Origin of the sequence: Rhodococcus sp. NPDC057297 (assembly GCF_042667435.1) — a bacterium.
Taxonomy (GTDB): Bacteria; Actinomycetota; Actinomycetes; order Mycobacteriales; family Mycobacteriaceae; genus Rhodococcoides.
Window position 1 is genome coordinate 244885 of record NZ_JBHUZE010000002.1, and the last position, 25239, is coordinate 270123.

31 protein-coding genes and 1 tRNA gene are annotated in these 25239 nt (G+C 63.5%); 25 read left to right on the forward strand and 7 right to left on the reverse strand.

What is annotated here, in order from left to right; all coding sequences use genetic code 11:
* Nucleotide 1: 1 nt before the first annotated feature.
* On the reverse strand, nucleotides 2-172 hold the full coding sequence (rpmG, locus tag ACFULT_RS07040; RefSeq protein WP_170945158.1) for a 50S ribosomal protein L33: 171 nt from the start codon (nucleotides 170-172) through the stop codon (nucleotides 2-4).
* On the reverse strand, nucleotides 169-405 hold the full coding sequence (gene rpmB / locus ACFULT_RS07045; protein ID WP_037103928.1) for a 50S ribosomal protein L28: 237 nt from the start codon (nucleotides 403-405) through the stop codon (nucleotides 169-171). Before rpmB ends, rpmG begins: the two co-directional genes overlap by 4 nt.
* Nucleotides 406-481: 76 nt before the next feature.
* Between rpmB and mrf the strand changes: the two genes are divergently transcribed.
* From mrf to ACFULT_RS07070, 5 genes are all read left to right on the forward strand, one after another.
* The gene (mrf, locus tag ACFULT_RS07050; RefSeq protein WP_378481011.1) at nucleotides 482-1765 is read left to right on the forward strand and encodes a ribosome hibernation factor-recruiting GTPase MRF; all 1284 of its coding nucleotides are present in this window, start codon (nucleotides 482-484) and stop codon (nucleotides 1763-1765) included.
* The gene (locus ACFULT_RS07055) at nucleotides 1762-2022 is read left to right on the forward strand and encodes a type B 50S ribosomal protein L31 (protein ID WP_378481012.1); all 261 of its coding nucleotides are present in this window, start codon (nucleotides 1762-1764) and stop codon (nucleotides 2020-2022) included. The genes mrf and ACFULT_RS07055 overlap by 4 nt, the downstream gene beginning before the upstream one ends.
* 3 nt (nucleotides 2023-2025) lie before the next feature.
* Nucleotides 2026-2193 carry a 50S ribosomal protein L32 gene (gene rpmF, locus ACFULT_RS07060; protein WP_037110618.1) on the forward strand — a complete coding sequence of 56 codons (168 nt, stop codon included), beginning with the start codon at nucleotides 2026-2028 and terminating at the stop codon, nucleotides 2191-2193.
* 206 nt (nucleotides 2194-2399) lie between these two features.
* The gene (locus tag ACFULT_RS07065) at nucleotides 2400-3485 is read left to right on the forward strand and encodes a lipase family protein (protein ID WP_378481348.1); all 1086 of its coding nucleotides are present in this window, start codon (nucleotides 2400-2402) and stop codon (nucleotides 3483-3485) included.
* Between the two features lie 36 nt (nucleotides 3486-3521).
* The gene (locus ACFULT_RS07070) at nucleotides 3522-4703 is read left to right on the forward strand and encodes an RtcB family protein (protein WP_378481013.1); all 1182 of its coding nucleotides are present in this window, start codon (nucleotides 3522-3524) and stop codon (nucleotides 4701-4703) included.
* Between the two features lie 73 nt (nucleotides 4704-4776).
* Here the strand turns inward: ACFULT_RS07070 and ACFULT_RS07075 are convergent, their stop codons facing one another.
* Nucleotides 4777-5793 carry a magnesium and cobalt transport protein CorA gene (locus tag ACFULT_RS07075; RefSeq protein ID WP_027498747.1) on the reverse strand — a complete coding sequence of 339 codons (1017 nt, stop codon included), beginning with the start codon at nucleotides 5791-5793 and terminating at the stop codon, nucleotides 4777-4779.
* A gap of 76 nt (nucleotides 5794-5869) precedes the next feature.
* On the opposite strand from ACFULT_RS07075, the gene ACFULT_RS07080 reads away from it, so the two are divergent.
* From ACFULT_RS07080 to ACFULT_RS07120, 9 genes are all read left to right on the forward strand, one after another.
* The gene (locus ACFULT_RS07080) at nucleotides 5870-6304 is read left to right on the forward strand and encodes a VOC family protein (RefSeq protein WP_378481014.1); all 435 of its coding nucleotides are present in this window, start codon (nucleotides 5870-5872) and stop codon (nucleotides 6302-6304) included.
* A gap of 31 nt (nucleotides 6305-6335) precedes the next feature.
* Complete coding sequence (locus ACFULT_RS07085) at nucleotides 6336-6749, forward strand: GNAT family N-acetyltransferase (protein WP_378481015.1); 414 nt, start codon at nucleotides 6336-6338, stop codon at nucleotides 6747-6749.
* A 22-nt stretch (nucleotides 6750-6771) separates the two neighbouring features.
* Nucleotides 6772-7389: a trimeric intracellular cation channel family protein gene (locus tag ACFULT_RS07090; protein WP_094719390.1), complete on the forward strand. Its 618-nt coding sequence runs from the start codon at nucleotides 6772-6774 to the stop codon at nucleotides 7387-7389.
* 39 nt (nucleotides 7390-7428) lie between these two features.
* Nucleotides 7429-8121, forward strand: a complete 693-nt coding sequence (locus tag ACFULT_RS07095; protein ID WP_170945144.1) for a response regulator transcription factor — start codon at nucleotides 7429-7431, stop codon at nucleotides 8119-8121.
* A 77-nt stretch (nucleotides 8122-8198) separates the two neighbouring features.
* Entirely contained in the window at nucleotides 8199-9620 is a 1422-nt protein-coding gene (locus ACFULT_RS07100) for a HAMP domain-containing sensor histidine kinase (RefSeq protein WP_241483806.1), read from the forward strand.
* Between the two features lie 104 nt (nucleotides 9621-9724).
* Entirely contained in the window at nucleotides 9725-11173 is a 1449-nt protein-coding gene (locus ACFULT_RS07105) for a S1C family serine protease (protein WP_378481016.1), read from the forward strand.
* An 89-nt stretch (nucleotides 11174-11262) separates the two neighbouring features.
* Nucleotides 11263-11760: a molybdenum cofactor biosynthesis protein B gene (locus ACFULT_RS07110; RefSeq protein ID WP_019664499.1), complete on the forward strand. Its 498-nt coding sequence runs from the start codon at nucleotides 11263-11265 to the stop codon at nucleotides 11758-11760.
* A gap of 832 nt (nucleotides 11761-12592) precedes the next feature.
* Entirely contained in the window at nucleotides 12593-13339 is a 747-nt protein-coding gene (locus ACFULT_RS07115) for an MspA family porin (RefSeq protein ID WP_378481017.1), read from the forward strand.
* A gap of 161 nt (nucleotides 13340-13500) precedes the next feature.
* On the forward strand, nucleotides 13501-13932 hold the full coding sequence (locus ACFULT_RS07120; protein ID WP_378481018.1) for a hypothetical protein: 432 nt from the start codon (nucleotides 13501-13503) through the stop codon (nucleotides 13930-13932).
* Between the two features lie 153 nt (nucleotides 13933-14085).
* Here the strand turns inward: ACFULT_RS07120 and mscL are convergent, their stop codons facing one another.
* Nucleotides 14086-14565, reverse strand: coding sequence for a large conductance mechanosensitive channel protein MscL (mscL, locus tag ACFULT_RS07125; RefSeq protein WP_020111421.1), 480 nt, complete (start codon nucleotides 14563-14565; stop codon nucleotides 14086-14088).
* A 274-nt stretch (nucleotides 14566-14839) separates the two neighbouring features.
* Here mscL and ACFULT_RS07130 point away from each other — a divergent pair, with 274 nt between their 5' ends.
* The 3 genes from ACFULT_RS07130 to ACFULT_RS07140 all read left to right on the forward strand — a co-directional run bounded on the left by ACFULT_RS07130 (nucleotide 14840) and on the right by ACFULT_RS07140 (nucleotide 16940).
* Complete coding sequence (locus tag ACFULT_RS07130; protein ID WP_378481019.1) at nucleotides 14840-15508, forward strand: MspA family porin; 669 nt, start codon at nucleotides 14840-14842, stop codon at nucleotides 15506-15508.
* 43 nt (nucleotides 15509-15551) lie between these two features.
* Nucleotides 15552-16280, forward strand: a complete 729-nt coding sequence (locus ACFULT_RS07135; protein WP_378481020.1) for an MspA family porin — start codon at nucleotides 15552-15554, stop codon at nucleotides 16278-16280.
* A 135-nt stretch (nucleotides 16281-16415) separates the two neighbouring features.
* Nucleotides 16416-16940 carry a hypothetical protein gene (locus ACFULT_RS07140; protein WP_037110630.1) on the forward strand — a complete coding sequence of 175 codons (525 nt, stop codon included), beginning with the start codon at nucleotides 16416-16418 and terminating at the stop codon, nucleotides 16938-16940.
* A gap of 7 nt (nucleotides 16941-16947) precedes the next feature.
* On the opposite strand, the gene ACFULT_RS07145 is transcribed toward ACFULT_RS07140, so the two are convergent.
* From ACFULT_RS07145 to ACFULT_RS07155, 3 genes are all read right to left on the reverse strand, one after another.
* Entirely contained in the window at nucleotides 16948-17661 is a 714-nt protein-coding gene (locus ACFULT_RS07145) for an SAF domain-containing protein (protein ID WP_378481021.1), read from the reverse strand.
* An 81-nt stretch (nucleotides 17662-17742) separates the two neighbouring features.
* Complete coding sequence (locus ACFULT_RS07150) at nucleotides 17743-18072, reverse strand: FmdB family zinc ribbon protein (RefSeq protein ID WP_019664510.1); 330 nt, start codon at nucleotides 18070-18072, stop codon at nucleotides 17743-17745.
* Between the two features lie 90 nt (nucleotides 18073-18162).
* A complete protein-coding gene (locus ACFULT_RS07155) occupies nucleotides 18163-18759 on the reverse strand; it encodes a 5-formyltetrahydrofolate cyclo-ligase (RefSeq protein WP_052059295.1) in 597 nt (198 codons plus the stop codon).
* An 81-nt stretch (nucleotides 18760-18840) separates the two neighbouring features.
* Between ACFULT_RS07155 and ACFULT_RS07160 the strand changes: the two genes are divergently transcribed.
* From ACFULT_RS07160 to ACFULT_RS07195, 8 genes are all read left to right on the forward strand, one after another.
* Entirely contained in the window at nucleotides 18841-19782 is a 942-nt protein-coding gene (locus ACFULT_RS07160) for a UTP--glucose-1-phosphate uridylyltransferase (protein ID WP_037110633.1), read from the forward strand.
* 34 nt (nucleotides 19783-19816) lie between these two features.
* Nucleotides 19817-21076, forward strand: a complete 1260-nt coding sequence (gene glp / locus ACFULT_RS07165; RefSeq protein ID WP_037110634.1) for a gephyrin-like molybdotransferase Glp — start codon at nucleotides 19817-19819, stop codon at nucleotides 21074-21076.
* 74 nt (nucleotides 21077-21150) lie between these two features.
* The gene (locus tag ACFULT_RS07170) at nucleotides 21151-21798 is read left to right on the forward strand and encodes a GNAT family N-acetyltransferase (RefSeq protein WP_037110635.1); all 648 of its coding nucleotides are present in this window, start codon (nucleotides 21151-21153) and stop codon (nucleotides 21796-21798) included.
* 150 nt (nucleotides 21799-21948) lie between these two features.
* Nucleotides 21949-22782 carry a gephyrin-like molybdotransferase receptor GlpR gene (glpR, locus tag ACFULT_RS07175; RefSeq protein ID WP_378481022.1) on the forward strand — a complete coding sequence of 278 codons (834 nt, stop codon included), beginning with the start codon at nucleotides 21949-21951 and terminating at the stop codon, nucleotides 22780-22782.
* A 52-nt stretch (nucleotides 22783-22834) separates the two neighbouring features.
* Nucleotides 22835-22910 (forward strand) — tRNA-Ala (locus ACFULT_RS07180).
* A 553-nt stretch (nucleotides 22911-23463) separates the two neighbouring features.
* A complete protein-coding gene (locus tag ACFULT_RS07185) occupies nucleotides 23464-23919 on the forward strand; it encodes a GyrI-like domain-containing protein (protein ID WP_037110637.1) in 456 nt (151 codons plus the stop codon).
* An 8-nt stretch (nucleotides 23920-23927) separates the two neighbouring features.
* A complete protein-coding gene (locus ACFULT_RS07190; protein WP_037110638.1) occupies nucleotides 23928-24350 on the forward strand; it encodes an effector binding domain-containing protein in 423 nt (140 codons plus the stop codon).
* A 194-nt stretch (nucleotides 24351-24544) separates the two neighbouring features.
* Nucleotides 24545-25222, forward strand: coding sequence for a ScbR family autoregulator-binding transcription factor (locus ACFULT_RS07195; RefSeq protein WP_026347686.1), 678 nt, complete (start codon nucleotides 24545-24547; stop codon nucleotides 25220-25222).
* Nucleotides 25223-25239 lie beyond the last annotated feature (17 nt).

Consider the following 25239-nt stretch of genomic DNA (forward strand, 5'->3'; position numbering starts at 1 on the left):
GTCAGCGCTCCTCACGGAAGTCGACGTGCTTGCGGACGACGGGGTCGTACTTCTTCAGGACAATGCGATCGGGGTCGTTGCGACGGTTCTTCCTGGTCACGTAGGTGTATCCGGTGCCTGCGGTCGACTTGAGTTTGATGATCGGACGGACGTCCGTGCTCTTTGCCATCAGACTTTTTCTCCTCGTGCCACGAGTTCGGCGACGACGGCGTCGATTCCGTCTCGGTCGATGGTCTTGATCCCCTTCGCCGAGAGCGTCAGCGTGACGCGGCGGCCGAGGCTCGGGACGAAGTAGGTCTTCTTCTGGATGTTCGGGTCCCAGCGACGGCTGGTCCTGACGTGTGAGTGCGACACGGATTTACCGAATCCCGGTTTCCGTCCCGTTACCTGGCAGTGCGCGGACATACGCGATCCTCCCTAGCTGATATGACAATCGTTTTCGACAAAGCGTTGTTTCGAATGTAGCGTGACAACTTAAGAAATGACAATCGTTGTCGATAGAAAGGATCTGCTTGTGGACGGCCGCACACCACTCGTACTCGTATCCGGTTGGACGGGTGCCATGGACGACGTGGTGACCTCACTGCTCGGGCCGGGCACCGTCGCCGTACGCCACGACCTCAGCCGCGTCTACGAGGGCGTCGTCCGCCGGACGCTCTACATGGACGACGACGCACCGCGCGAGACCATTCTCGAGCTCGCGCACGGCTGCGTCTCCTGCACGTTGCGTGAGGACCTTTTACCGCTGCTGCGCACGCTGTCCACCCGTAGTTCGGTGCACCGGATCGTTCTGGCGATGGACACTGCCCTCGAGCCGGAAGCGTTGTGCTGGGCGATCGAGAACGTCGTCGTTGCAGGCATCGTCGGGCAGGTCGACGGATCGGCCTCGCGAGACGTCCGTGTCGAAGCCGTGATCGATTGCCTCGACGCCGCCACCTGGCTCGCGGATGCGACCGGCGACGACGCCCTGGCCGACCGAGGGATCGTGGCCAGCGGCGACGACGACCGGACCGTCGCGCAGGTCGTCGTCGGGCAGGTCGACTATGCCGATGCCCTCGTCGTCACCGCAGGCCCGGAGGTCGACGCGTGGGAACGCGCCAAGCTCGCCGCCGTGCTGGCTCGTCTCGCTCCCGGGGCGCCCATCGCCTGGGTGGGGCCGGGGCACAGGCTCGACGCCGACGCGCTGGTCGCGGCCGTCCCGCTGGGTGCGCGTCGCGGCGCCGTCACCGACGCCCACTCGCCGCTGCTGCGCGGTGAACCTCCACTCACCGCGGATTGTGGAGTGACCCTTGTCGAGTTCTCGGCGACGCGTCCTTTCCATCCCGAGCGCTTGCACGAGGCGATCGACGTTCTGCTCGACGGTGTCGTCACCGCACGGGGACGCGCCTGGGTGGCAACTCAGCCCGACGAGGCCCTGTGGATCGAATCCGCCGGCGGCGGCCTGCGCGTCGCCAGTGCCGGAAAATGGCTGGCCGCAATGACACCGGAGGAACAGGACGGCGTCGACACCTCGCGTCGGGCGATGGCTGCCCTTCGGTGGAACGACGAGTTCGGTGACCGGGACACCTCGCTGGTCGTGTTGGTGCACGCCGCGGATCCGTCGGAGATCGACCGGACATTGCAGTGGGCGTTGGTGTCCGACGACGAGATGACCGACCGCCACGCGTGGGCCGAATGGAACGACCCGTTCGGTCAATGGCACGAAGACCCTTGCGAAACAACAGAATCCCCGTACTCGGAGCAGAAGAAAGAGGCACAGGAATGAAGGCAGGAATCCACCCCGACTACCACCCCGTGCTATTCCAGGACGCAGGAACAGGAACCAAATTCCTCACCCGATCCACCATCACCTCGACCCGCGACATCGAATGGGAAGACGGCAACACCTACCCGCTCGTCATCGTCGACGTCACCAGCGAGTCCCACCCCTTCTGGACCGGTGCCGCACGCATCATGGACACCCAGGGTCGCGTCGAGAAGTTCGAGAAGCGCTACGGCCGTCGCAGCCGTAAGGAGGCCTGAGGCATGGCTGTACCGAAGCGGAAGATGTCGCGGTCCAACACCCGCAGCCGCCGTGCACAGTGGAAAGCCGTCGCTCCCGACCTCGTGAGCGTCCGCGTCGGCGGGCAGGAATTCAAAGTCCCGCGCAGGCTCGTCAAGGCCGTACAGACAGGTGTCTACGACCCGAGCTGAACCGTCCTTTGTCCAGAACCAACCCTTTTCTGAGCGAACGTGGGGTTCGGTCAGTCTGACTGACCGAACCCCACGTTCGCTCCGCGTCGGGAGGGCAAACAAACCCCTGGCGTCCGGTGTGGAGAAGCCGTTAGTCTGTCGAAGTGTCCACTTCCTTCGCTCTTCGGTCCGCTGCTGCCCTGACGTGCACTGTTCTTGCGTGCACCATGGCAGGTGCTGTTGCATCCGCAGAGCCGGTGGACAGGGCGCCCGGCACGATTGTGGAGACGTCGCCGCTGCCCACGGATCTGTGGATTCCCGGAACCGGTGAGGCGCAGCGCATCACGTATTGGACTGTCGGATCCGATGGTGCTCCGGCGCTCAGTAGTGGAACGTTTTTCGTTCCGGAGGGACCGGCGCCCGAGGGTGGGTGGCCGGTCGTCGGTTGGGCTCATGGCACTTCGGGTCTCGCCGACGAGTGTGCGCCGTCCCGTGTCGGCCCCGCCGACCGCGAGCGAGATTTCGGCTACCTGTCGACGTGGATCGACCAGGGATACGCGATTGCCGCGACCGATTACGTCGGCCTGGGCACGCCCGGCTTGATGCCGTATCTCGACGGCAAGGTGTCTGCGCACAGTGTCGTGGATTCGGTGAAGGCGGCCAGATCCGTCGAGCCGTCGTTGTCGAACAAGTGGGTCGTGATCGGCCAGTCCCAGGGCGGTGGCGCAGCGATCACCACTGCCCGATACGCGACGGAATACGGTGGCCCCGAGCTGGATTACCGCGGAGCCGTCGGGACCGGGGTGCCGGCGAACATCGAGCTGGCACTTCTGCCACTGGGACCGGGAGTTCTTCCGGTCGCCGCGGGCAAGGGTCTGACGACGTATCTGCTGTACATCCTGGCGGGTCTGCGATATGCGCATCCGGAGATCGACCTCGACTCGTACCTCACCGAACAGGGAAGACAGCTGGTCGACCGCGCGGAAAGGGTCTGCGTGTTCGATGCTGAGGACGAATTCGCCGGCACCGTCTCCGGTGATCTGTTCGCCAAACCGTTGAACCAGATTCCGAATTTCTACGGTCTGTTGAACGACTACATGGGCGTGCCCGTCTCCGGCTACGACCGACCGGTCTTCATCGGCCAAGGTCTGACGGACGTGGATGTGCCTGCACCCGCTGCACTTTCACTGGTTGCTCAGATGAAGGCGAACGGTCAGGACGTCACGCTCCACACGTACCCGACGGATCACAGCGGTGCACTACTGCAATCACAGGCGGATTCCGTTCCGTTCGTGAAACGACTTTTCGAATAACGCCTCCTCCGTGCGAGGGGGCTGAAAGGACACATCATGCCCCCGAACAAGGTGGGCTCGAAGCTGCTCAATTGGGCTTCTCATCTCGAGGACAACACGCTGGCGCAGGCCCGGGAGACCGCGTCGATGCCGTTCGTTCACCCGCACGTCGCACTGATGCCCGACGCGCACAGCGGAATGGGCAGTGCCGTCGGGACCGTCATTCCGACGCTCGGTGCTGTCATTCCGGCTGCTGTCGGGGTGGATATCGGATGCGGAATGATCGGTGTACGTACTGGATTCACGAAGTCCGATCTCGAGGGACGCGACCTGTCGAAGCTGCGGCTCGCGATCGAGGCGAGCATTCCGCTGTCGATGGGCAACTACAACCTCGGTGTCGACGCATGGGACTTCACGGCCGAGAAGTTGGCCGAGTTGGAGGGCCTCGCTGCGGCGAACGACGTCGACCTGTCGCATTCACCGAAGTGGCGTGAGCAGCTCGGATCACTCGGATCGGGCAACCACTTCCTCGAACTGTGCCTCGACGAGACCGACCATGTCTGGTTGTTCCTGCACAGTGGCTCGCGTGGCGTCGGGAACAAGATTGCCAAGAAGCACATTGCCGTCGCGCAGAGGTTGTGCAAGCAGTGGTGGATCGATCTGCCGAACAAGGATCTTGCCTACATCCCCGAGGGGGTTCCCGAGTTCGGCCGGTACATCAGGGATCTGAAGTGGGCGCAGCGGTTCGCCTACCTCAACAGGGCCGAGATGATGGACCGGTTCGGTGCGGTGTTCGCGCGGTGGATGGGCGTCGCCGATCATGGTGAGCTCGAGAGGGTCAATTGCCACCACAACTACACGGTGAAGGAACGGCACGGGAACAAGGATGTGTGGCTGACACGTAAGGGTGCGGTGGATGCTCACGAGGGCGTCAAGGCGATGATCCCAGGGTCGATGGGGACGAGGTCGTACGTCGTCGTGGGTAAGGGGAGTGCAGCCGGGCTGTGCTCGGCTCCCCACGGCGCCGGGCGGAGGTTCTCGCGGACCGAGGCCAGGAAGCGGTACACGGTGGAGGATCTGCGGAATCGGATGGTGGGTATCGAGTTTCGTGACGGCGAGGAGTTCGTCGACGAGATTCCCGACGCTTACAAGGATATAGATATCGTGATGGCCGACGCGGTCGATCTCGTGGAGGTCGAGCACGAGTTGCGGCAGATCCTCAACGTCAAGGGCACCTGACCGGGTGAGCGGAAATGTAGTGCTGTTTGGTCACTCCGCAGGCTCCGCTCCTGCCCCTGGCCTACATTTCTGCTCACAGCCACTTCTGGCGTTTGAAGACCAGGTAGAGGACGGAGGACAGGACGACCATGCCGAGGATGGCCATGGGATATCCCAGGTGCCATTTGAGTTCCGGCATGTCCTCGAAGTTCATCCCGTAGATGGCGGCGATCAGCGAGGGAGCGAACAGGATTGCGCCCCAAGACGATATTTTCTTGGTCTGCTCGGTCTGATCGAGGCTGACCTGCGTCATGGCGCGCATTTCCTCGTTCTGCTGCTGCGCGACGAGTGTGGCGTGGGTTTGCAACGCGTTCTGCAGCGTCGCCTTGAAACCCTCCACGCGTTCGGTGATGCGGACGCAGTGGTCGAGGACGTCGCGGAGGGATCGTTTGAGTTCGACGTCGAGTTCGTATTCGTTGTTGCCGCGTTTCAGGGCGTCGATCATCGACACCAATGGTTCGGTTGCGCGCTGGAATTCGGCTACTTCACGCGAGAGTGTGTAAATGCGTCGGGACACGGATGGGTCGCCGGAGAAGAGCTGGTCCTCGATTTCGTCGATGTCGTTCTGCAGTCCTTCGACGACGGGCTCGTACTCGTCGACGACCTGGTCGAGGATGGCGTACATGACGGCTTCGGTGCCGAGCGTCAGCAGCTCGGGATCGGCTTCCAATCGCGATCTGACGGCGGACAATTCGGGCGATTCGGCGTGGCGGATGGTGACGACGAAGTCCGGTCCGAGGAAGACGTGCAGCTCACCGAACTCGACCTTCTCGGTTTCGTCGATGTAGCGGGCGGGCCGGAAGACGACGAAGAGTTGGTCGCCGTACTGCTCGAGCTTGGGGCGCTGGTGCGCGGCGATGGCGTCTTCGACGGCAAGGCGGTGGAGGCCGAATTCGGCTGCAACCGAATTGATCTCCTCTTCCTCGGGTCGGTAGAGGCCGATCCACGCCATGCCGTGTCGTTCCCGCATGGCCTCGTACGTGCTGTCGAGGTTGTCCGGGGTGACGGCACGCTTGCCGTCGACGTAGACCGCGTTGTCGACGATCGGCAACTTTCTCACCTGCACTCTCTTCGGTAGTGACCGTGGAAAGCCTGCCAGACCGGGTCGGAGGCGTCAGACTGGGTGCATGGATCAGCGCGTACATTTCCTGACACTCGCTACTCCCGACGTCGACGCGTCCCGAGCGTTCTACCGCGACGGCCTCGGGTGGACACCTCTTCTGGATGTACCGGGAGAGATCATCTTCTTCCAGATCGCGTCGGGCTTGGTTCTGGGCTTGTTCGACGCACAGAAATTCACCGAGGACCTCGGGCGAAACGACGGGCCCGCAACGGTGGGCGGGTTGACGCTGTCGCACAACGTCAGCTCGCCCGCTGAAGCCGATGCAGTGGTGAAAGCAGCCGTCGAGGCAGGCGGAACATTGATCAAGCAGCCGCAGAAAGCTGCATTCGGTGGGTACAACGGCCACTTCGCCGACCCGAACGGCGTCATCTGGGAGGTATGCCACAATCCCGGCTGGAGCGTGGACGAGGACGGAACAGTCCGGCTCAGTGAACTCTGAGTCGTCGCGAGAGAAATTTTCGGCGAATGACGTGGTCGTTCGTTTCGACCAGGTGATCGATGATCAGGCTGCGCGGCTGCTCGCGTATGCGACGGGTGCTCCACGAGGACAGCGAATCGAACGGTATCCGGAGGGGCGATCTCGTCTGGCCGCCGCATACGTCGGTGCGCGCATGGTCGGTGTCATGGGCTTCGATCGGGACGGGGACCGAGTGGTGCTGCGGCATATCGCAGTGGACGGGGACGTGCGTCACCGCGGCACCGGTCGATCGATGGTGACTGCGCTTCGCGCGCACTACCCGAGCCTGGCCGTCGTCGCCGAGACCGACAGCGAGAGCGTCGGCTTCTATCGCGCGCTCGGTTTCGACGTTCGTTCCCTCGGCGAGAAGTATCCCGGTGTCGAAAGATTCGCGGTGACGGAACGGGGAAGATTTCGGCGCCTGTAGGGAGTCGTGCGACGCTTGTCCCGTGCTGGTCGAGGTGCTGGGGTATGTGGGAATCGTGGCGTTTGCGGCGTCCGGGGCGTTGATCGGTGTTCGTAAGCGGTTGGACTTGTTCGGGGTGTGCGTCGTCGGGATCACGACGGGTATCGGCGGCGGAATCATTCGCGACGTTCTGCTGGGGATTCATCCGCCGACGTCGTTGGATCAGTGGCCGAATGTGACGGTTGCTCTGGTGACGTCGTTGGTGGTGTTCGTGGCACATCCGGTGATGAATCGGATTTGGCGTGGGGTTCTGTTGTTCGATGCGTTCGGGATGGGGCTGTTCGCGGCGACGGGTGCGACAGTGGCGTTGGCTGCCGGTGGCAGCTCGTTGTCTGCATGCTTGATCGGCGCGACCACGGCTGTTGCCGGTGGCGTCATTCGAGATGTTCTCGTCAACGAGGTCCCGCTGCTGCTGCGTCGTGACTTGTACGCGGTGCCGGCTCTGCTGGGGTCGACGGTGGTGGCGGTCGTCGAGGGGTCGGGTCTTCCGGACAACGTGGGCCTGGTCGCGGGCACGATCCTTGCGACGGGTCTGCGGGTGCTGGCTCTGTGGCGACGATGGAATCTGCCGATTGCGCGGCGCCTGCCGAGTGTGGACTAGACCCCTTCTCAGACATATCTCAGTCCGTCAGGACAAACTATGACAATGCGCATTTTGGTTGTCGACGACGATCGAGCGGTCCGGGACTCGCTCAGGAGGTCGCTCACCTTCAACGGGTACACGGTGGAATTGGCGGTCGACGGGCTCGATGCGCTCGAGAAAGTCGCTGCGGCTCGCCCGGACGCGTTGGTTCTCGACGTCATGATGCCGCGGTTGGACGGGTTGGAAGTGTGCCGTCGGCTGCGCAGTACGGGCGATGATCTGCCCATCCTGGTGCTGACAGCGCGTGACTCCGTGTCCGAGCGCGTCGCGGGCCTCGACGCCGGCGCCGACGACTACCTGCCCAAGCCTTTCGCACTCGAAGAACTACTTGCTCGCCTGCGCGCGCTGCTTCGCCGGACGGCCATGGACGCCGAGGGTGAATCGGAGGCGATGACCTTCGCTGATCTGTCGCTCGATCCCGTGACCCGTGAGGTCACTCGCGGGGAGCGGTCGATCAGTCTGACACGCACCGAATTCTCGTTGATGGAGATGCTGATGATGAACCCGCGTCGGGTTCTCACTCGCAGCCGCATCCTGGAGGAGGTGTGGGGGTACGACTTCCCGACGTCGGGCAACGCGCTCGAGGTGTACGTCGGCTACTTGCGTCGTAAGACCGAGGCCGAGGGCGAGCCTCGGTTGATCCACACTGTCCGCGGCGTCGGTTACGTTCTCCGCGAGACGCCTCCGTGATGGTCGCTCCTTTCGGTCAGCGTTCGTCGGCAGGGCAGCGCTCGTCGGCAGGACAGCGTTCGTCGGACCCGGCCGCGATGCGTCCTCCGATGCCGCTGACTCGCACGGTGTCTCTTCGCTGGCGGGTGACGTTGTTGGCGGCGTCGGTGGTGGCTGTGGCGGTGGCCGTGATGGCGATCGCGGCGTACGCGGTGGTCTCGCGGGCTCTGTACGGCGACGTGGACAGTCAGCTCCGCACGCGTGCGGACGCTCTGATAAACAGCAACATCGTCACGTTCGACCCTCGTTATGTCGCCGGTGCGACGCTCTACAGCACCGACGTGTCCGTCGCGCTCGTCTTTCCGGACCTGAGCAAGTACGTGCCGCCGGGTTCGAAGGTGCCGATCGGTGAGCCGGAAATCGCTGTCGCGGAGGGGCGGACGGATCTGTCCTTGCGCACGGTCGACGATCAGCGTGTTCTGAGTCAGCGTGCGCAGGACGGCAGTGCGATCGTCATCGCGCAAAGATTGTCGCCGACGGGTGCTGTGCTGGACCGGCTTGCGTGGGTGCTTCTGATCGTCGGCGCCTTCGGCGTGGTACTGGCGGCAGGTGCGGGTATGGCTGTCGGCAGAACCGGGCTGAGACCCATTGCGCGCCTGACCGCTGCCGCGGAACGGGTTGCGCGGACGGATGATCTGACGCCGATTCCCGTGACCGGCGACGACGAATTGGCCCGGCTGACGACGAGTTTCAACACCATGCTTCGTGCGTTGGCCGAATCGCGTGGGCGGCAGAGCCGATTGGTCGCCGACGCCGGTCACGAGTTGCGTACGCCGCTGACGTCACTGCGAACCAACATGGAATTGTTGATCGCTGCCGGCCGTCCCGGGGCGCCGGCGATTCCCGACGAGGACATGGCAGAACTGCGCACGGACGTCGTCGCGCAGATTCAGGAATTGTCCACGCTCGTCGGCGATCTGGTGGACTTGGCGCGTGAGGATGCACCGGAGACGGTGTTCGAGCGGGTGGATCTCGCCGACGCCGTCGAGCGGAGTCTCGAGCGAGCGAGGCGTCGTCGCAACGAAATCGACTTCGATGCGACGCTCGAGCCGTGGTTCGTCTACGGCGATCAGGCCGGGTTGTCGCGCGCGGTTCTGAACGTGTTGGACAATGCCGCCAAGTGGAGTCCGGCGGGCGGTGAAGTTCGTGTGGTGATGCGCAAGATCGGTGACGGTTTGATGGAGCTGACCGTCGACGATGCGGGTCCTGGAATTCCCGAGGAGGACCGGGAATTGGTGTTCGAGCGGTTCTATCGCTCGACGGCATCGCGGTCCATGCCGGGTTCCGGGCTCGGGTTGGCGATCGTGCGCCAGGTCGTCGTCAAGCACGGTGGAACCATCGGTGTCGAGGTGTCGGACCGCGGCGGTGCGCTCATTCGGATCGTTCTGCCGGGTGAATCGGCGCCGGACCTGGTGGCTGCCGAAGAGGGCGATTCCGACGGCACAGTCATGGGAAACTGATAGGCGCATCTCAGCGCACTCTCAGTACGGACCGGCAATGTAGTCGACAACAGAGCGGGTGACTTCGCACCACGCGAGGTTTCTAGTGAAAGAAGCGACTGCAGATGACCGACGATCGTAACGACTCCGAGCCGAACACGACCCCGCACGATCCTGCCCAGCAGAATCCGACGCGACAGAATCCGGCTCCGCAGTCCGATCAGCATGCGACACAGCAGTTCCCGACTCAGCAGGGGCAGCAGGGTTCGCACAACCCGTACGGCGCTCCGTCGTACGGCCACAATCCGTACCAGCAGGGCGCGCCGACCCACGGTTATGGATACACCCAGTCTCATGCAGCTCCGACGCAGCACGACGCTCCGGTGCAGGCTCCGCCCGCACTGCGCAGGCGACCGGGCCGCGCGACGATCGCTGCGGGTGCTATTGCACTCGTTCTGGTCGGCGGCGGAATCGGCGGGGCAGTGGGTGTGTACGCGGCGGGAGGCGGCAACGGTGCCGGCAACGCCACCAACTCACTCAACTCGACGGTGACGGCGGCTCAGCCTGCGGCGAACATCCCCGACGGTTCCATTCAGGCCGTCGCGAACAAGGTCCTTCCCAGCGTCGTGCAGATCCAGGTGACCGGCAGTCAGGCCGAGGGCGAGGGTTCCGGGGTGATCCTGTCGTCGGATGGCCTCATTCTGACCAACAACCACGTGGCGACGGGCGCGGGAGCCAACGGCAAGCTCACGGTCGCCTTCAACGACGGTTCGACGGCTCAGGCGACGCTGGTCGGTGCCGATGCGGTCTCGGACATGGCCGTCATCAAGGTCGAGGGTCGCACCGACCTGACGCCGATCGAGCTCGGAACGTCGTCGAACCTCCAGGTCGGTCAGCAGGTCGTGGCCATCGGCTCGCCACTGGGCCTGGCCGGAACCGTCACGACGGGCATCGTGTCCTCACTCAACCGCCCGGTATCGACGAGCGGTGAATCCGGCAACCAGAACTCCGTCATCGACGCCATTCAGACCGATGCGGCCATCAACCCCGGTAACTCCGGTGGTGCGCTCGTGAACACCGAGGGCCAGCTGATCGGCATCAACACCGCTATCGCGACACTCGGCGGTGGCCAGTCGAGCGGATCGCAGAGCGGATCCATCGGCCTCGGCTTCGCGATCCCGGTCGATCAAGCAAAACGCATCGCCGACGAACTGAGTACGACGGGTAAGGCCACGCAGGCAATGATCGGCGTCCAGGTCCCCTCTCAGGACAACGCGAACGGTGCGACTGTCGTCGAGGTCACCGAAGGCGGGCCTGCGGCAGGAGCCGGGATCCCGACGGGTGCCGTCATCACCAAGGTCGACGATCGCGTCATCACCAGCGGCGACGCACTGATCGCAGCCGTGCGCTCGCACGCACCGGGGGACTCGGTGAAGATCACCTACACCGAAGGTGGGAGCGAGAAGACCGTGGACGTGACGCTCGGAACGGCAGAGCCGCAGACGGCAGCGGTGCAGGCGCCGTCCGAGTCGCAGTCGCCGCTGCAGATCCCCGGATTCCCCGGTGGTCGATGATGCCGATCGACACCGAACGTCTGGCAACCGTGGCAACTATTTACGCACAGCGTGAATCGGGAGCGGGCTCTACTACTACGGTTATCGGTATGGAACACGAGGCACCTCTGGCCGGGCGGGCGTTGGTCGTGATCGTCGACGATCGGACCGCACACAGCAACGAGAAGGATTCGACGGGTCCGTTGGTAACGGAGCTGCTCACCGAGGCGGGCTTCCTGGTCGACGGGGTGGTCGCGGTGACGTCGGACGAGGTCGACGTTCGGAACGCGCTCAACACGGCGGTGATCGGCGGTGTCGATCTGGTGGTGTCCATCGGTGGGACCGGTGTCTCGCCGCGCGACGTGACTCCCGACGTCACGGCCGAGGTACTGGATCGAGAGATTCCGGGTATCAGCGAGGCGCTGCGGTCCTCGGGTCTCGCGGCGGGTTCGCTCGACGCCGGCCTCTCGCGTGGTCTCGTGGGGGTATCGGGAAGCACCCTGGTGGTCAATCTGGCGTCCTCGCGCGCGGCTATCCGCGACGGCATGGCGACGTTGACCCCTCTGGCCGCTCAGGTCATCACCGAGCTGTCCGGATTGGACGCTTGAGCATCGCCGATGCCTGAGGACGAGAAGCCCGCGACAAACAGGGCAGAGCAGAACAAGACAGAGCAAGACAACACACAGCAGGACGCTGAGAGCCGGGCCCGTGCGCAACGGGCCCGGCTCGCTCGCGTTTTCGGCGACGTTCTCCCCGAACAGACTGCCGACGATCGGAGCGAGTCGACGTCCAGGACGTCGGCCGACTGGTTCGAACGCGAGCGTCCGCCCCATCACTTTTGATGTGATCCACAACACATTTCTTTGTGTGAATCACAGTCCTGTTAGTAGTTCGTTTACGCGCCGTTAGCGTCGGACCGTGCCCGATACGCACTGCTTGACTTCCAATCAGGGCGATTCGAAACCTCGCGCCCGGCGATCGGTCTCCGCCCGGGCACTGTGTTACTTGAACGTCTTCCCATATCAGCGCGTGTTTACGCCGCGGTGAGGTTTGTAACGGATCGACAACGGCGGCGATGGGTGTGACCGGGGTTACTGTCCGGTAGGGTGTGAAAACCGTTCACATGCTTGAAACACATCACGATTCGGGCATGTACGACGGGCAATCGTAGGGATTGTCACGATCCGGCAACTCCTCTAATGTTCCCCTCAGCTTCTGGCAGACCGGGTGCGAGCAACACGCTCCGGACGCGGCTGGCAGAACTGATATACGAACCTGATCCAAGGATCTAGTTCTGCTCGGGGAGTCGTAGCGTCGTTGCTGACGAGGAACCGAGGGTGAAAGCCACAAGCTTCCCGTGCGAACGCGCTGGGACTGAACATGATGAGGAAGTAAATGACGGAGATCCAGAAGTCGCGGCGTAGCCGGGGACTCAAGTCCATGAGCGCTGTGGCAGTCGCCGGCGCTTCGGTTGTCGGCCTGGTGCTCGGTACCGGAACCGCATCCGCTGCAGTCGACAGCTCGAACACGATCGTCGACGGCAACGGAAACACGATCGTTGTGACGCTGTCCGACACCTTCATCAACGGCGTTCCGTCCCTCGACGGCAACCCGCTCACCCGTGAGTGGTTCGCAAACGGCCGCGCAAGCTGGGATGTCACCGGACCCGACGCTGACGACTTCGAAGGCACCGTGAAGATCGGCTACCAGGTCGGCTACCCGCTCTCCATCGGCGGCGGAATCGACATCAGCTGGGGAACGCCGAGCATCACTGCCAACGCTGGCATCAACGCTGGTGTCGGAAGCACTCAGGGCACCACCACGGGACCCGACGAAGAAGGTGAACTCGTCACCGTTCCAGGCGCTTCGACGGAGTCCACCAACGGCGCCACCGCAGGCATCAACGCTGAGGCTCAGCTCATTCCTACCGCTGACTTCTCCTTGGGGATCGCTAATGGTCCCGGCGTGGTCGAGGCCGAGGGTGCAGTTCTCGTCATCGACGAGAGCGCTCCTGTATCGGGCACCGAAGGTGATGCTGCTGGCGCTTCCGGCTCCATTCAGCTCGCCAACGTCCACGGCACCGTGACCGGCGTTCTCGGTAACGTGCGCGTCCGCCCGTACGTTTCGGTCACCAGCTCCACGGGCGACGTTGCTGTCACCTACGGCGCTCCCGTCACCTTCAACTGATCACAATCGGTTGATTGCAGTTTTCACCAGCGCTAGTCGCTGACAGCGATCGGGCCCGTCCGGATTCTTCCGGGCGGGCCCGATCTGCGTTGTCCTACTGAATATTCGATGACGCGAGGGTCGGCACGGAATGCTGATCACGCGAGAAATGGTTGTAATCGATGCGTTCCATACTGGTCCCCGCGGTTGCTTCGATCGCTCTGTTTGCCCTTGTCGGGTGTGGTAACGAGGGGAGTGGCGATTCGGAATCGGGCGCAAACGCCGATGTGTGTACGCAATTCGCCGCTGCGCACGATGAGTTGACCGCGCTTGCTTTGGCCGGCCCGGCATCGGCCGACGGCCTCGACGCATGGACCTCAGACAAAGACGCGGCAATCGCCAAATTTGGTCCATTAGGGGAGAATTCAGATGGCGAGGTCAAGTCGAGCATTGAGTCGCTGGTAGCTGCGTTGCCCGCAGACTCGTTGGTACTCACTGAGGTGGACAGTGCTTCCGGTCAGGCGTTCGTCGACAATTCCTCCGCTGTGGCAACGGCGTGTGAAAGCGACGGAACCACGATCACTCTTGCCGAGTTCCCGCTCCAGAAGTTCTGATCGCCCATTATCTCTATGAAAATGGCCCCGGCGAATCGCCGGGGCCATTTCTCGTAGATTCGAAAAGTTGCGAACCGAGAGATTGTTTGGTTAAAGAAAAGCACCTGTCCCTACCGATTCGTCGGCAGAAGCAGGCGCTATTCCTCTCGCTTTTCAGGACTTGCTGTGTGCCCCACCGCTCGGCTCGTCGGTGTCGCCGATGGCTTCGCCGCTGCCGCCGGTGGTGTCCGCGGGAGTCGAGAGCTTACGGCCGACGTCGGTGCCGCCGGCAAGGATGTCGCGGATCTGGACGAGAACGTCGACGTCGCTCAGCTCCTTCTCGGGCTGGCTGACGAACCGCTTCTTGGCCGTGTTGACCGGCAAGATGAGGACGAAGTAGACGACAGCCGCGATGATGATGAAGTTGATGACTGCGGTCACCACTGCGCCGACATTGATGAAAGTCTCGGCGCTGGAGGTGATTTGGAATCCCCAGCCGTACTCGTTGGAGCCGCCGATGGCGGCCACGAGGGGATTGACGATGTTGGTGGTGAATGCCGTGACGATCGCAGTGAACGCAGCGCCGACGACAACCGCCACGGCGAGGTCCACGACGTTTCCTCGGAGCAGGAAGTCCTTGAATCCCTTGAGCATGAGCCCTCCTCATTTTCGATCGGACGTGCGCGTTGTGTACTGGGGCAAGACGTTAGTCGACCGAGATGCGGATCTGTCGGACGTCGCAAGTGATTGAAAGTGCGCGTATGTGAGGGTTACACACAAAATTCATTCGAAGTTGTTAATGACTACGGACATTTCATCCCGTATCCTTCCCCAGGAATGAGTCTCGGTGATGTAAGTCGAGGCGGTCGGATTCGGCAGGTGTGGAGCCTGCGAAACGACTCGATGTGTTGCTTCAACGAGGGGAATTATGAACAAGTCTCGTTTCACGGCGCTGCGCCGAATCGGCCGAATCGCGGCGCTCGGTGCAGCCGCATCGATGGCCGTCGGACTGATGTCCACCGGGGTGGCCAATGCCGAAACCTTCGTGCCGCTCCCTAACGGCGAAAAGGTGGCAGGGCCCTACAAGATCGCGCACTTCGACGAGTCCGCCAAGGTTGCTCCGCAGATCGCCTTCAACGGGCTGAAACGGAACGCATGGGCCACCGGCACTGCGCTGTCGGAGGTCCCCGAGGGTGCAGAAGGCACCCTCAAGACCGGATATCTCGTCGGGTGCCAGTTGGACATGGAGGACCTCAACCTCGGTTTCGACCTCGGTGCAGGCATCGAAGGTGGCAACACCAACATCATCACGCTGTTCCCCAATCTGTTCCAGATCGGTGGCGAGGGCGAGACCACCAACAAGATCGAGGGCGGTCTGTCGTTCGAGGTTCCGCTGAAGGATCGCGAAGTTGCTGCGGTCGAGGTCGCCTCGAAGGACGTCAAGGGCCCCGTCACGGCGATTCAGTACCAGGACGTCGCGATCTCCGTGCAGAACTGCGGTGGATACGCCCAGGCCCGCTCGTACACCACGCTCGAGCTGACCGGCGATTACCGCTACAAGGGCACGCTCTACGGCCAGCCGTTCAGCCTCGGCTGACGCTCGAACGACTTCGCAGAACTTACGAGGGGAACAGACCAACGTGAAGAACAACAAGAGCGCAGCCGCACGCATCGCGGCCCTCGGCGCAGCAGGAGCCGTCGCACTCGGCTTCTGGTCGGCCGGCGCAGCCAACGCAGACACCTTCGTGCCGCTCGCGGACAACGAGATCTCGAAGACGCTCATCGACGGAACCGTCGTGACCATCAAGGGATTCGGCCAGAGCGGCCTCATCTCGCCGTCCATGGGTGCTACCCCGACCCAGCGCAACGTGTGGGTCACCGGCAACTACACCGTCGAAACCTCCAACCCCGGTGGCGGTTCCATCGAACCGGGCTTCCTCGTCGGATGCCAGGTGGACTTCGCGGCCGGCATCAGCGGCGGCGTCGAAGGATCCTTCGGCCAGGGCAACACGATCAAGCTCGAGCCGGGTAAGCCGCTGAGCTCACTGCAGATCAACCGCACTCAGCCGAACACCTACGACATCGGCGCAGGCGTCAACCTGGACCTGGCTCCCGGTCAGCTCAACGACATCAAACTGGTCGCTGACGAGACAAGCGCCAAGATCGACGGCGTCACCGTTGCCACGGACACGTCCAACAGTTTCGACTTCTCCGGTAACGGCGGCGGTTACACGTACGCCGACGAGACCCTCAGTGTCTCGGGCTGCGCGGGCTTCGCGGAAGCGCGGTCCTACGTCAACGTCACCATCGACAACGACGCGGTCACGTCCACCGTGACTCTGTGGGGACAGCCCTTCAGCATCGGCTGATCCGTCGCATTTTCCGCTTCTGGCGGTGACGCATTTCGCGTCACCGCCAGAAGCGTTTTACCCGCCAGTAAGCAAAGTACTTGTGATTTTTAACAGAGTTAGTGCAAGGCGACCTCGCACGATAGGATCCCCGTTATGGGTCGTCACAGAGCAGGGGATGCTGCACCGTCACGTGACTGGATCGACGCTCAGATCGGCAAGCGGCACCGGCTGTCGCTGTTCCACGATCCGAGTATCGCGCTGGATGATCAGTCTGCGCTGCTCTGGCTGTTCCCGACGCGAGCCGACGTGGGGGATTACGCCCACCGGGACGAGGCGTACCGGAACCTCGGAACGTCCGCAGCCCTCAATGTCATGCGAAACGTCTTCGCCGACTTCGACTCCTACGTGCTCCACCTCTCGGACCAGCGCGTCGTGGAGCACCGGCCCATGCGCGCCGACGACGCGTTGCACAGCGACGTCTTCATCGAGACGTACGAGGCCGCCGACGGCGCCGACGTCTACGGGGTCCGCGTCGTCTTCACCGACACGATCGGCGCACTCGTGTTCACCGACCACGCCACGTTCGTCGGCAAGTTGGAGCCCCAGCAGGCCCCGATCCACGACGAAGAAGTGAAGCCTCCCGCGAAGACCGACCCGGGGCTTGCCGCCAGCAGCTGAGCGGGCCCTAGCGCAACGTCACCGTGAGCGAGCTGGTCAACGACGCTCCGGCAACGGTCGTTGCATCGTTCGCTGACATGGCGATCAGCACCACACGATCACTGCCGCGCTGCTGGGCGGTGTCGGCCGACACGAGAACGACCACGGCCTCCGTCGCCAGAATGCGAGGCGACTTGTCGTCGTCACCGTTGCCGACCGTCAGAACGTCGACGACGTCTCCGGAGCGAAGTAATTCGGTCACACCAGGATCGCCCAGCCGAACGGGGACCACTCGGGCATCGGCCGTGTCGGTGATTGCCTCCGCCAGTCGCGACGACAACAAGCGCACGTCGGTGAGCGGCTCACCGGCACGGATCGGGCCGGCCAGAGTGCGCGCCGACGCGTCGTCGACATCGGTGATCGCGCCGTCCGGAACGGACGACGGCGCGTACTCGCGAAGTTCCACGTCGCCGACCGTCAACTGGACTCCAGGCGTCAGATCACGCGCCGCGACGACCACGACGACATGATCGTCGGCCGCCGCGTCCCGCGCGAACAGTGCCACGGCGCACACCGCGAGAACGCCCGCCGCGATGCGGCGCAAGAGGACCGTATGCATCCAGGCCGGCCGAGCCGACAGGCGATCGAGCAGGGTCGCGTCGAGACGAGATGGCGCAGCGAGTTTGGACGGGGGCCGGCCGGAGGGCCGGCGGCGATCACGGGAAGGCGGCATGTCGGTCACGCTAGCGACCGCGGGCCCTCACACCGACGAAAACAGGCCCCGGCTGTGGATGAAGCCGGGGCCTGTGGACAACGCGAGAAACTAGGAGCTGGCAGCAGCCTTCGACGGCGTGCTCGACGTGGAGGTGCTGGAGCTGGAGGACGAAGAATCGCTGGTCGACGACGTCTTGGTCTCCGTCTTGGTCGACGAGTCGCTCTTGGATTCGCCTGCGCTCTCGCTCACCGAGCTGGATCCGCCGCGGCTGTCGGTTCGGTAGAATCCGCTGCCCTTGAACACGATGCCGACCGAGTTGAACAGTTTGCGCAGCTTGCCCGAGCAGGCCGGGCACACCGTCAGGGAGTCGTCACTGAAGGACTGCACGATGTCGAATCGGTTGTCGCATTCGGTGCAGGCGTACGAATATGTGGGCATCGATGATCCTCCGCGCTGGTCCGCTCCATCGGTGAAAGAGAGAGCATTGGCACTCTACAGTCATGACTGCCAACGAAGCCATTCGGCCGACTATTCCCCAGTGAGTTCCACCAGGCCACCGTCCGGTGTCAGCGCGTGCGTGGACCGTCGATCATGCGGTTCCTCGGGCAACTTCTCCACCAGTTCCCCGTCACGCACGATCGCGACGATCGGAACGCCTGGTTCGACGAGGTCGAGCGTCCTGTCGTAGAACCCGGCACCGCGGCCCAGCCGAACTCCCCGGTAATCGACGGCCAGAGCGGGCACGAACACCAACGAACACCGTGTCACGGACTCCGGGTCCAACACCGGACCGCTCGGTTCGAGCAATCCGTAGGGAGCCGCCCGAAGGCTGCCCCGACCTGTGTATTCTGCCCAGTGCAACGGCCCCGGTTCCCTCGCGACCGGGACCAGAACCTGGGGGGTTCGATGAAGAAGTCCGTCGAGCAGGTCGAGTGAACCAGGTTCGCTCCCGACCGGCACGTAAGCAGCCACAGCACTCGCTCCCCGCGCCGAATCAGCCGCGGCATGACAGAGTTTCCTGGATTCCTCGGCGTGAAGTTCGGCGCTGAGAGCGCGACGAGCGGTCAGGACATGACGTCGCCACGCGTCCTTGGACACAGGCGTCGAAAACTCACCGTTCGTCATAAGTTTTCAGCTTAAGCACCAACGGAAAACAGCCATCACACGCGGAGCGAATCCGCAGCGAGCATGGATAGGGTAGGCAATATGACAGACGCGTCGACAGGTCCGGTACGGCATTTCAGAACTGCGATCGTTCCCGCCGCAGGAATGGGAACCCGATTCCTGCCTGCCACCAAAACGGTCCCGAAAGAATTGCTGCCCGTCGTCGATACGCCGGGGATCGAATTGGTCGCCGGTGAGGCCGCCGATTCCGGCGCACAGCGTCTGGTGATCGTCACATCGCCCGGTAAGGACGGTGTCGTCGCACACTTCGTCGAGGACCTCGTCCTGGAGACCAAGCTCGAAGCCAGCGGCAAGCTGAAGATGCTCGAGAAGGTCCGGGTGGCACCCGCGCTGCTCGACGTCCAGTCGGTCGTACAGAAGGAGCCGCTCGGACTCGGCCATGCCGTCGCGTGCGCCGAGGAAGTGCTCGACGACGACGAAAGCGCCGTCGCCGTGCTGCTTCCCGACGACTTGGTGCTTCCTCGCGGTGTTCTCGACGTCATGTCGCGCGTCCGTGCCAAGCGTGGCGGTTCCGTTCTGTGCGCATTCGAGGTCCCGGAAGAGAACGTCTCCGCCTACGGCGTCTTCGAGGTCGAGACGGTTCCCGACGCCGTCAACCCGAACGTGCTCAAGGTCACCGGCATGGTGGAGAAGCCCAAGCGCGAAGACGCGCCGTCGCTGTTCGCCGCGGCGGGCCGCTACCTGCTCGACCGTGCGATCTTCGACGCGCTCCGACGCATCGAGCCCGGCGCGGGCGGCGAACTTCAGCTCACCGACGCCATCGCACTCCTCATCGAAGAAGGCCACCCGGTTCACGTCGTCGTCCACCGCGGACCCCGACACGACCTCGGAAATCCCGGAGGATACCTCCGCGCTGCGGTTGACTTTGCTCTCGAACGTGATGATTACGGTCCGGCGTTGCGTGAGTGGCTGACCGAGCGTCTGAGTGACGACTGGGCGCCGCAGCTCACGAAGTACGAGTAGGCCCGCGAAGTGTGAAAATCGGAGGAAGGGCCAGATGCGCTCGGTTGAGGATCAGCAGACCCGAGTGACTGCTGCGGCAGTTGCACCGCGGCCTGTTCGGGTCGCGATCTCGGAAGCGCAGGGCCTGCTCTGCGCGGAAGAAGTCGTCACCGAGCGCCCCCTGCCCGGCTTCGACCAGGCGGCCATCGACGGATACGCCGTCCGCAGCGTCGACGTCGCACAGGCCGGTACCGACCTGCGCAACGAGGACGACGAGCGGATCGAACTCACCCTGCCCGTCGTCGGTGAGGTGAGCGCAGGGTCGCGTCAACCGATCCGATTGCAGCCACGGCAGGCCGTGCGCGTCGACACCGGTGCACCGCTACCGACGCTCGCCGACGCGGTGTTGCCGCTCGACCGCACCGACGGTGGACACGCACGGGTGAAGGTCTATCGACCGGTGCGCTCGGGCGACTACGTCCGCAAGATCGGCGACGACGTACAACCCGGCGACGTCGCCGTCCGGTCCGGAACCATCATCGGAGCTGCTCAGGTGGGCCTGCTTGCCGCCGTCGGGCGAGACAAGGTGCTGGTACATCCGCGCCCGAGGCTGTCCGTGATCTCGGTGGGTGGTGAGCTCGTCGACACCGATCGGACGCCGGGCCCAGGGCAGGTCTACGACGTCAACTCCTATTCACTGGCCGCCGCGGCCCGCGACGCAGGCGCCGACGTCAACCGCGTCGGAATCGTCAGCACCGATCCGAAGCGACTGCGCGAAGTGGTCGAAGGTCAGCTCATCCGCTCGGAGATCGTGGTCATCGCGGGTGCGGTCGGTGGCGGTGCATCGGACTCGGTACGCGAAGCGCTGTCCGAACTGGGCGATCTCGAAGTCGAACGTGTCGCCATGCACCCCGGATCGGTCCAGGGCTTCGGCCAGCTCGGACGCGACGAGGTCCCGACCTTCCTGCTGCCCGCGAACCCCGTCAGCGCGCTCGTGGTCTTCGAGGTGATGGTCCGGCCGCTCATTCGCATTGCGCTGGGACGCAGGCAGCCGATGCGCCGCACCGTCACCGCACGCACCGTCGCGCCCATCACGTCCATCGAGGATCGCAAGGGATTCCTGCGCGGCCAGCTGATGCGCGACGAGGAAACCGGTGAATATCTGGTCCAGGCACTCGGGGGAGCGCCGGGCGCGTCGTCTCACCTCCTGGCGACGCTCGCCGAGGCCAACTGTCTGGTCGTCATCGACCCTGACGTCACCGAAATTCGGACCGGTGAAGAGGTCGACGTGTCCTTCCTGGCGCAGAGGGGATAGCGCTTCATGTGAGTGGAAATGCGTCCTGGGGGACGCATTTCCACTCACATGCGCAGGGCGCCTAATATCGAAAAATGTCACGCACGTGGTCGAGCCACCCTGGGTGGCCGGCGAAGTTGGGTCCTCTGACGGTGTCGGCCGGAACGGTGACGCTCCGCCCGGTGCGGCTGCGTGACGGTGCATCCTGGAGCCGGACGAGGATCGCCGATCGTGCACACCTAGAGCCGTGGGAGCCCACAGGTGAAGGTGCATGGGTTGCACGCCATCACATTTCTGCTTGGCCAGGCCTCGTGTCGGGTCTGAAGTCGGAGGCCCGCAAGGGCCACATGCTGCCGATGGCGATCGAGCTGAACGGCGACTTCTGTGGCCAGCTCACCGTCGGCAACATCGTCCGCGGGGCGCTCCGATCGGCGTGGATCGGATACTGGGTCGCCAAGGAAGTGAACGGCCACGGCGTCGCGACGGCGGCGCTGGCGCTGGGCCTGGACCATTGCTTCGGCCCCGTCGGCCTGCACCGAGTCGAAGCGACGGTGCGGCCGGAGAACCACGCGAGCCAGGCCGTGCTGCGCAACGTCGGGTTCCGCGAAGAGGGCCTGCTGAAGAACTACCTCGACGTCGACGGACGGTGGCGCGACCACGTTCTGGTGGCCATGACGTCCCACGAGGTACAGGGGACCGTTGCGGATCGATTGGTACGGGCAGGCCGAGCAGCCTGGGCGTGAGCATCTCCGCTGACGGCTCGAGGCTCGTGTGACTAAAGTGACGTGTGTGTAATTCGGGTCGGCGCGTCTCCGCGGTTAGGGCACCTCTTCCGCATAGCCTGATCCAGTCACCGATGTAACCGGATCTGCCTCGGAAGGAGAACGCGCGCGATGCCCAACTCGATCATCTGGATCGGTCTGGTCGCCATCTGGGTGTTCGTTCTGCTCCCGATGATGACGAGCAAGCGTCCTCGGATCATGCAGACATCCGACGTCGCCTTGGCCACCCGCGTACTCCATCGCGGCGGCACCAAGCGGACGGCACGAGGACCGGCAACCGGCCACGCCAGCGACCCGGACTGGCGGCCCGAATACGACGAGCGCGTATCCGCTCCGGCGAGCGTCGTCTTCGGACGGCGCTCCGAGCACACCGACCCATCCGGTCGCGAACACCCGAACACCCAGGCGGAGGACCGTATGGACACTCACGCAGATCCCGATATGGACGACATGAACGACACGGACGTCGCCCACGAGCGGGACTACGTTCCCAACCGCCGGGGGCGCGGCGGATTCGATCCCGAGGCCGACGCCATCGCCCGCGCCGCCCGCTACTCGTTCCGTCAGCGCGCGGTGCTGGGACTGGTCTTCGCGGCCATCACTACCGGCGCGCTAGCCGTGATCCTCACTCCGATGCTGTGGTGGGCGTGCGGTCTGGCAGTGCTGTCGTTGGTCGGGTATCTCTACTACCTCCGCCGTCAGGTGCAGATAGAGCAGGAGATCCGTCGCCGACGCATGACTCGCATGGGCCGCTCCAGGCTCGGTGTCGAGTCTCGTACGGACGACGAGCTCAAACTGGTCCCGCAGCGTCTGAGGCGACCGGGTGCCGTGGTCCTCGAAATCGACGACGAGGACCCGGAATTCGACCACCTGGACCATTACGACGAGCCGTTCCAGCAGCAAGGTTCGATGGACGACGACATCCGACGCGCCTCGGGAGCATGACGCCTACGCTCCTTTGATATGGTTGCTCAGCGGTTCGCGAGGATCGCAAGAAGGGGCTGTGGCGCAGTTGGTAGCGCGTCTCGTTCGCATCGAGAAGGTCAGGGGTTCGATTCCCCTCAGCTCCACCAAGAATTCAGCTCCACCAGAAATGCTCGTACGAACAAGATGAGGCTCGGCCCGGTTATCCGGGCCGAGCCTCATTTGTTCGGTGCGTCTGGGATCAGTTGGAGGAACCAGCGCCCAGCAGGTCGATGATCGGGATGTCCGATGCGGAGCTTCCCGTGGTGCTGCCGGTGGAGAGAAGGCTGGAGATGAATGCTGCGAGATCCATGCGGTGAGCTCCTTGTACTGAAGGGGTGTTGTTCGCGAACGTCGTCGGTACTGACACCGACAAGAAGTATTGATACAGGATTCAATTCGGTCACGTCCACGGTTACGGAAGAAATCATCCCACTGCAGTCTGTTTTTGAGAGGTATCACAAGCAGCTGGTCTCGGCGAGGCCATCCGATCGTGATGAATTACTGGTCTGTGGGCACAGTCCGTCGTGATGGCGGGGAGATCGAACCGGTAGGCTTTGGCCGGAAAATGTTTCAATCAGTATCGATGGTCGACGTCTACTGGGGAAGCGTCACCCCGGTCGCGGGCTTGTTCGCCGCGACCCCGAGGTAGTGGAGTGGTGTATGGCTTTCGAGATCGTCGACCTCGAAGAAACCTGGGTTGCCGGTCTTCCGGTTCGCAGCCCCAAGCGTGCGCTGGGGCGGCTGAACGACCCTGCTCTCGATCAGGCGTGGTCCTCCGTCCTGAAGCAGGACATCGGTGGCCCACTTGCCTCCGTCTACACCGATTTCGCACCGGGCATCGGGTCGTACAACACCCAGATCGTCGGTTACCGTTGTTCGGCACTCGCCGAGGTCACGCGAGGGCATCTGGTCGCGCGTATCCCGGCCGCCAAATACGCCAAATTTTCGTCCGTCGGCCATTTCCCGGATGTGATGGTCCGGTTGTGGCAGCAGATCGAGCACGCGGAAGAGCAGCACGAGATCACACGTACCTTCACTGCCGATTACGAGTGTTATCCGCACGCTTACAAGATCGACCTCTATCTGTCGATCGAGCAGTCGGGGACGCGGGCGTGAGTCATCGAGTGACCGCACGTAGCGCGGAGCTGTTCGGCGGTCTCGTCGCGCCCAGGATCACCCCGGGCGCGGAGGCCAGCACCAGCGAGCTGTTCCGGTTCCTGCGCGAACGAATTCGCGATCAGCACTTGGAGCCTGTCGACATCAGTACCGTCTACGTCCCGGACGCGGCCGGTGATTACAACGCGGTCGTCGCAACACCGTTCGATTCTCCGTCGGACGTTCCGGTGGGTGATGTCTTCGTATCCGTACCCAGTGGGGTGTATGCGGTATTCGTCCCCGATGGGGTAATTCAGGACCCCATCGAGGACGTGTGGGCCCAGGTCGAGGACGCCACAGCTAATGGCGAGCTATTCCGGGCATACAAAGAAGACATCGAAGTCGTTACAAAAACCGGCGAAGTGGAACTTTATATTTCGATAGTTATCTGATTCGTCCAACGCGTCACTTATTCGTCACTCGTGGATCACAATAGTGATACATGTGAGGTTAGTATTGTCCTGCGCAACCGGACTGTCGGGTGGGTCGGCGAATTCGAAAACACGGGTTCGGAGCATTCCTCGAGCGGTCTCAGCAGGGCGGCGTCGGTGTCATGAGTAGGCAACTGAGCAGGGGTGAGTAGTTCATGGTTAGGCAACTGAGGGCAGAAGCCACGCGTGCAGCAGCATTGCGGGCGGCCGCAGATCTTTTTCTCGAGGTCGGGCACGCAAATGCCACACTGAGCCAGGTGTCGGCGAAGTCCGGAGTGACCAAAGGCGCTCTGTATTTCCATTTCGCGTCCAAGGAAGAGCTCGCTCGCGCCATCGTCGACGAAGGCCATGAGCGCGTCTCCACCGCATGTGCCGGCCTCGTGGATTCGCGGTCGCCCGCACTCGAGTCGGTCATCGGCATCTCCTACTCCGTCCTCGAACTCGCCGCGTCGGATCCGCTGGTCCGCGTGATGTACCGCCTGCAGATGGAGATCGACGGCTCCGAGACGGCACGCGGCAGTGTGTTCGGCACCTGGGGCAACATCTTCGAGCACCTCTTCGACCGTGCGATCGAGCACGGGGACGTGGCCGACCATCTGGATTCGTCCAACGCAGCCCTTCTCGTGTGCGAGATGCTCGCCGGCGTGTTGATGGTGTCCGAGGCTCAGTCGACGTTGGAAACCGCGCCGTCGAGGATGGAGAAGGTGTGGAACACCGTTCTGCCGTCTCTGGTGCCGCCGAACAAGCTCGGATACTTCCGCGAATTCGCGGCCCGCAGCCTGTCCAGTTTCGTTCCTGCCTCCGAGCTGGTGAACGAGTCCGTCCACGTCTGACGCCTGCTTGCGGAGTC